Source organism: Phycisphaerae bacterium, assembly GCA_012729815.1.
Classification (GTDB): domain Bacteria; phylum Planctomycetota; class Phycisphaerae; order JAAYCJ01; family JAAYCJ01; genus JAAYCJ01.
On sequence record JAAYCJ010000282.1, the window covers coordinates 1 to 6,504 of the forward strand.

General features: G+C 61.5%; 4 protein-coding genes and 1 tRNA gene. 3 read left to right on the forward strand and 2 right to left on the reverse strand.

What is annotated here, in order from left to right; genetic code table 11:
• Positions 1-10 precede the first annotated feature (10 nt).
• Positions 11-169 carry a hypothetical protein gene (locus tag GXY33_18235; GenBank protein NLX07081.1) on the reverse strand — a complete coding sequence of 53 codons (159 nt, stop codon included), beginning with the start codon at positions 167-169 and terminating at the stop codon, positions 11-13.
• Between the two features lie 233 nt (positions 170-402).
• Here GXY33_18235 and GXY33_18240 point away from each other — a divergent pair.
• Both GXY33_18240 and GXY33_18245 read left to right on the forward strand, forming a co-directional pair.
• Positions 403-476, forward strand: a tRNA-Met gene (locus tag GXY33_18240).
• Between the two features lie 249 nt (positions 477-725).
• Positions 726-1,310, forward strand: coding sequence for a hypothetical protein (locus GXY33_18245; protein NLX07082.1), 585 nt, complete (start codon positions 726-728; stop codon positions 1,308-1,310).
• A gap of 99 nt (positions 1,311-1,409) precedes the next feature.
• Here GXY33_18245 and GXY33_18250 read toward each other — a convergent pair whose 3' ends face one another.
• Positions 1,410-2,075, reverse strand: coding sequence for a PEP-CTERM sorting domain-containing protein (locus GXY33_18250; GenBank protein NLX07083.1), 666 nt, complete (start codon positions 2,073-2,075; stop codon positions 1,410-1,412).
• An 840-nt stretch (positions 2,076-2,915) separates the two neighbouring features.
• Between GXY33_18250 and GXY33_18255 the strand changes: the two genes are divergently transcribed.
• Positions 2,916-6,008, forward strand: a complete 3,093-nt coding sequence (locus tag GXY33_18255; protein NLX07084.1) for a hypothetical protein — start codon at positions 2,916-2,918, stop codon at positions 6,006-6,008.
• Positions 6,009-6,504: the final 496 nt, after the last annotated feature.

Consider the following 6,504-nt stretch of genomic DNA (forward strand, 5'->3'; position numbering starts at 1 on the left):
AATTACGGAATTATAGCCATGCGAATTTGGTGGTGGCCGCCAGTGTCCAGGCGCTGCCGCTCCACTCGTAGACCACCTTGGCCGTCCGGCGGCCCTTGTAGTCGTAGCTGAACGCCAGCCGCAGCGCCGGCCCGACCGCGGCGTTCGGATCGCTCGCCTCCATCGCCACCAGCCGGTTCTCACCATCGTAGTGGTAGCTCCACCGGCCAACTCGACCGACGGCTCGCCTCGCCAGAGCGGCTCGCGGCGCTATTTCCGCTATGTTGCAGATATATTGCAGCTATGTTGAAATATAGGTCAGCCAGTTTGGTATTGACTCGCCCCGCCATGATGACTAGAATCTCCGTTACTGCTTGAGGAAAGACATTCATCTGCCTCTAAAGCATTGTTTGACAACTACTTGGCGGTGTAGCTCAGCTGGCTAGAGCATGGGATTCATAAACCCAAGGTCGTGAGTTCAAGTCTCACCGCCGCCATTTGTAAGTGCTTGTAGCCAATGGGCTTCCATGTCGAAGCCCTTGTCGCCCAATTTGGCGATAGATATTGCCTCCGAATTCGGAGGCAGTGTTACCGGGTTCCCGACAGTAAATTCGTTTGCACACCTTGAGGGGACTCCGCTGTTTTGGATGAACGCAGCGGTGAGTAGTGGCTCCTGTCCCCACTGGTGTTGCATGATGAGGCATGATATCATTCCTGCTCGTGATGACTGAATACAGGAGAACGCTGTGAGCAAGACCAAGAAGTCGACCAGGGAAAAAGCCGATACCGCGCCGCTGTCCGACGCCCTTGCCGGGTTGTTGGCGGAGCGAAACCGACTGCAGCAGGAGCTTACCGCCGTCGATGAACGAGTTGGTGGTGAACGCATTGAAGAAATCAAACAGGTTGCCGCAGCCAAGAAGCGGGCCTGGGACAAGTGGAATCAGTTGGACCAGCAGCTTCACGCGCTGGGCGGCGAGAAGATCCTCAAGCAGGTCGAAGCCGCGCGGGCCGACATCGAGCGGCAACTGGCGAAGGTCAACCAGACGATCGCCGGTGAGTTGGGGTTGGCGACCGAAGGCGCCGGCGCGCCGGCGGCGGCGCCGCGCAAGCCGGGCGGCCGAATGGCCTGTCCGACGACGGCGGCCAAGGCGTACGTCCTGACCGAGGTGATGAGCGATCGGCCGATGACCGTGCCGGACATCGCCGCCGCGGCGGCGAAGGCCGATCCGGCGGCGGGATGGAATGAAGACCGGGTTCGCCAGGCGATGAACGCCTACACCTGCTTCCAGTCGATGGGACGCGGCAAGGGCTACATCTTCCGCAAACCGTAAGTACAACGAGATAAACGGTTCCAGGGGAGCGGCCTTGGCCGCTCCCCTGGCTTGTTTTTACACCCGGCAGACGTCACTCACGAAACCCTATGGCTGCGATCAGCAAACACGTCGCCGATGCTTGCCGGCGCCGAGGCCCAGGGCGACCATCAGGATCATGAGGGTCGCCGGTTCAGGAACGAACACTCCGAAGGTGTGAGTCCCGACCTCGGCTCTCGAGAACAGATAGTCGGGGTTCACTTCGATGGTGCCGCACAGGGCGGTGACCCAATCGATGCCGTTGCCGTCGGTGGCGGTGACGCCTAAGACGTCGAAGAAGATCCATCGCGGCGACGTCACAGCCGGGACGGTGAAGGTCAGTTGCTCCACCACTCCGGACGTATTCGGGTCAAACTCGGTGCCCGCCGGGCTGGCCACCGTGTCGAAGCGAAGCGAGGAGAAGCTGGCGGACAGGCTGCCATCGGCCGGATCGGAGTTGTCGAACAGGCCGTCGTTGGCCACCCAGCCGTAGTCGCTGTACTCGCGGTTGACCATCTGCAGGTTTTCGCTCAAGTCGAACGTATAGGTCAGATTGGCAAGACCGGAGTTGGAACTGGATCGCAGGACCTCAAGAGTCATCTGCGTTCCGGAGACGGCGGGCTGACTGGAGTCGGTGAAGGGTCCTCCAATCCAGAGATCCAGCTCAGGCGCCGCTGCGGCCACCCCTGAACCGATAACGCAGACGCCTGCAAGCAGGCATAGCACAACCAACTGACCATTTTTCATCTCTCTCTCCCTCTGAAAACAGGTCTGATCACTTCTCTGCAGGCCACCGCCGCAGATCATTCACCATTTGAAGGCGGATGGGGTTTGACGGAGACCGTACGCCGGACCCACAACAGGGGATCGCCAGACCCGAGGCGTGAAAAGACCTTTCGCGCCTGTGGCAATCCCGGCTGGAGTTGGCTGCGCGGTGCTACCCGTGCCCCATGTGCATGGTCACTCTCTCTCCTAAAAAAGGCTCCCTTCGCCAGCTACCTCATCCCGCACCCATCGAATTCACTTGCACCTTACCACGTTCGAGTGCGGATGTCAACCCTGTTCTCCCGGGGCACGGGTCTTTTGAACGGATTGGCGACACCTGGCGGGCACTCAGAAACGTCCAATATCAGGCCATAAGCTGTGCAAATGGCCGTATGGCAGGGCCTTATGTTGTCGTCCAGCGGGATCGCCCGCTGCGAGATCACCGCGGATGCGCGCGGAACGACCTGCGCCTCCTCTGTCGGAACATCTCGCAAGAGCGAGTTGTTCCGTTCAGTCGGCACAGTCAGGAGCGGCTATCGGTGGATTTTCGTTGGCGTTCAGGCGGCGCATCATGTTATTATAGGGTGGTGATGAGGAGGTGGTTGTGAGGCGGCAAGGAGTCTTTTTACTGCGATCAGGACGATCGGGCCGGCTGGTCCGAAAGACCTTTCTTTTCTCCGGCTGACAGGATAGCAGCCGGGTTTCGCCAGTTCCCCTTTGGCCACCTCCGCAGGCAGTGACGGGCGCTTCGTCCAACGAGTGGGTGCTTTGCCTTGCGATCGTGCGCGAGGTTAACATGAGGCGATCTTGTTGGGGTGTACCATGAAGAGCCGATCTTGCATCAGCGTTGTGGAGCTTGTGTTTCTGGCTGCGGCATTGCTGTCGATTGGCGCCGCGCCCAACGAGCTTTCTTCCGGTCAACCGGGCGCCAAGACGACGCCGACGGTGAGCAAGGGCGGCAGCGCCCAGCGCGGCGCGAAGAACAAGACTGTGGCCAAGCCCAGCCGCATCGCGTGGAGAGACTATCAGACCGGGGTGCGCGACAGGGTTGGCTGCGCCAAAGGCGCTGTGCCCGCGACGCTGACAAGAGCGGAGGACGTGGCGAGTCGGCAGCCCGTCGTTTCTCCTGAGAAGGAGCTTCTTTCATGGCTGTTTCCGCGGAAGGATCAGCCGGATCAACGTGTGGCGGAGCCGTCGGCTGGATGGGTGACGATCCTCAACGACGGGTTTGAGGGAAGCTGGTACTGGGATCTCTACAACTATCCGACGTGGGGTCCGACGTCCTACAGGGCGTATTCCGGGTCCTGGAGCGCATGGTGCGACGGATACGATCGCGTTCCACCCGGTCCATACGACCCGAACATGTCCGCGTGGATGGTCTACGGTCCGTTCGATCTCTCGGACGCCACGGATGCTCGCGTGACGTTCCGCTACTGGTTGGACGTTGAAGCCGGTTACGACTCCCTCTTCTACGGCGCCTCCGGTGACAATGCTGACTACAACGGGTATTCCATGGCCGGATACGACCGAACGTGGTACTCCGCTACATTCAGCTTGAACGATTATCTGGGCGACGATTCGGTCTGGTTCACCTTCGTTTTTCAGAGCGATTACATGGTCCAGTATGAGGGTGCGTACGTCGATGACGTCGTCATCGAGAAGTATGCATCGGGTGGCATGCCCGACCTGGTGGTGGAAAGCTCGTCATGCACGCCGCTGACGGTTACACCGGGTGAACCGGTGACTCTCGTCAACACGGTGAGAAACATCGGGAGCGCGGCGACGCCGAACGAGTTCTGGGTGACGTGGTACATCTCCACGGACCCGACCATGAGTACGTCGGACTCTATGTGGGCCTGGTACCGAAGCCCAGTCCTGGCTCCGGGCGCCGCCAGCGGTGGGAGCGCAGGCATAGCCTGGCCGGACGAAGCGCCCTTCAACCAGCCGGGTACGTACTACGTGGCGGTGATGGCGGATGACTATCTGGAGGTCTCGGAGAGCGACGAATCCAACAACTGGGGCCAGGTCTTTGAGGTGACGGTAGGCGACATCGAGCCGGGAGAGATTCGCGGCAGCAAGTGGAACGACCTGAACGGAGACGGCAACTGGGACGGCACCGAACCTGGCCTTGCCGGCTGGCAGATCTACCTTGACCAGAACCTGGACGGCCAGTGGGACCCGAACGAACCGCAGCAGTTGACCGATCCCAACGGGGACTACGCGTTCATCGGCCTGGAGCCGGGCGCCTACGTGGTGGCTGAGGTCCCTCAGGACGATTGGGAGCAGACCTTCCCGGGCGCCGGGTGGACCGCTCCGATGGCCGCCTCCGCCGGACGGACGACCTACGGCGACGCGATGAGCGGCGAGGAGCTCAGCAAGATCAAGGTGGTGATCATGGACAGTCCGCCCACCCGTCCATCGGGCATCGGGGTGCAGGCGGCGTTCGCGATTCCGCAGGCCGCTGTGATGCTGCCCGAGGTGCCGACCTCGACGTGGACGTACGGGTGCTCCGCCACGTCGGCGGGCATGATGTTCGGCTACTACGATCGGACCGGATACCCGCACATGTACGCCGGGCCCACGAACGGCGGGATCGCGCCGCTGGCCGATCTGGGACAGGGGGATGATCCGGGCAATCCCATTCCGGGATCCTGCTACATCATCGCCACCCAGAACGGCCACGATGGAAGAACGGCCAGAGGGCACGTTGACGACTACTGGGACTACTACAGCTATAGCGGCGTCGATCCGTGGGAGCGAAACGGCTGGGTCGAGCACCTCTGGGAACTTTGCACAGCGGACTTCATGGGGACCAACCAGTGGAAGTGGGACATCGACCCGTGGCCGGACGGCGACGGGGAGAGAGACATCAACGTTGACGGGTCCACCATCCTGGTCTGGAACACGGATGGGTCCAGGCTGTACGACTTCGTTCCGCCGGAGTCGTGGGGTATGCCGCAGACTGCTCTGGACCACGGGATGCGCCTGTTCGCCGAGTCCCGCGGCTACACCGTGGTGGAGAACTATACGCAGCTGGTTGACCCGCCGACTTCGGGAGGGTTCACGTTCGCCGACTACATGAACGAGATCGACTTGGGCCGGCCGGTGATGATCCAGGTGGAAGGCCACAGCATGGTGGGTATCGGGTATGAGGAGGCCAGCCAGACCGTCTATCTGCACGACACGTGGGATAACGGCGTTCACACCATGACATGGGGCGACAGCTATGCGGGGATGGCCCATCAGGCGGTCACCGTGATTCGTCTGGCCCCTGCCGGGACCCACACGGTGGTCGTCGACTCGGGCGAGATCGAGACCGGCTGGAACTTCGGCAACCACTACGCCGGAGCGGCGGCGATCGTCAGTTGGGACATTGGCGTAAGTCACGGCCAAACCGATCTCTGCTGCGCTATCCCGTACGATCCAAATGCCTCGGGTTATCCTTACGTGGAAGCCGGTACGTCGGGCATTCAGCGGCTTCGGGTCTGGTTCGATCAGGCGATGGACGTGTCGGCGACCGACCCGAGCCTGATCTCAATTGTCGGCGTGCGAAACGGCCCGCAGGCCACCCCTTGCAGCGTGACCTGGGACGGCGATACGTGCATGGTCATCAACCTGTGTGCGGCGCTGCCGGATCAGGATATGTACACGGTGACCGTCGCAGCGGAGGTCACTTCCGCCGGCGGAGGTCCGCTCGGCGGCGATCGGGATGTATGTCTGGCGGCCCTGGTGGGAGACGCCAACGGCAACCTGGACGTTACCTCGGGCGACCTGTTGGCGATCCGGGCTCACATCAACGAGTCGCTGGACTGCTCGAACGCGCGGTACGACATCAACGGGAACGGCTCGATCACCTCGGGCGATCTGCTGGCAGCCCGTGCCAAGATCGGAAACGACGCGCCGCCGTGCCCGTAACGTTGGGTCAGCCGGTCACTTAAGGTTAGCTGCTCGATGACCAGCGGTACGGCGGCCAGCCTTGGCTGCGTGGTGGGTGCCTGCCGGACCCGTCCGCCGGCGCGGGTGTGGTTGACGATGCTCTGGAGTTCACTGGCATTGGGCAGCCGCGAGTCATAGCCGGTCGACGGCATCGGCGGATCGGTGTTTCGGCGTCGGCGAAGGTGTGCGCGGTCCATCTTTGGGCTTTCCGTCACATCGGATCGGCGTCAGATTGCTTGTCATAAGGTCTTTCTGCCTAGACAGATGCGAACGGTGTGCGTTCGGCTTGCCCTGTCGATCCGTTTTCCCACGCGACTATTGAGCTATTTCACCGTCTGCGTCGCCGGAATCTCATTCGATGCCGGGCATTCAGATCCTGCCGCTGAGCTGTTGGTGTAAGTTCTTGTTATTGTGTAGCTTGTGTCGGTCTGATCGTCTGTGGGGCGGGATGTGGTCTGTTGTGGTGATAGTGGGC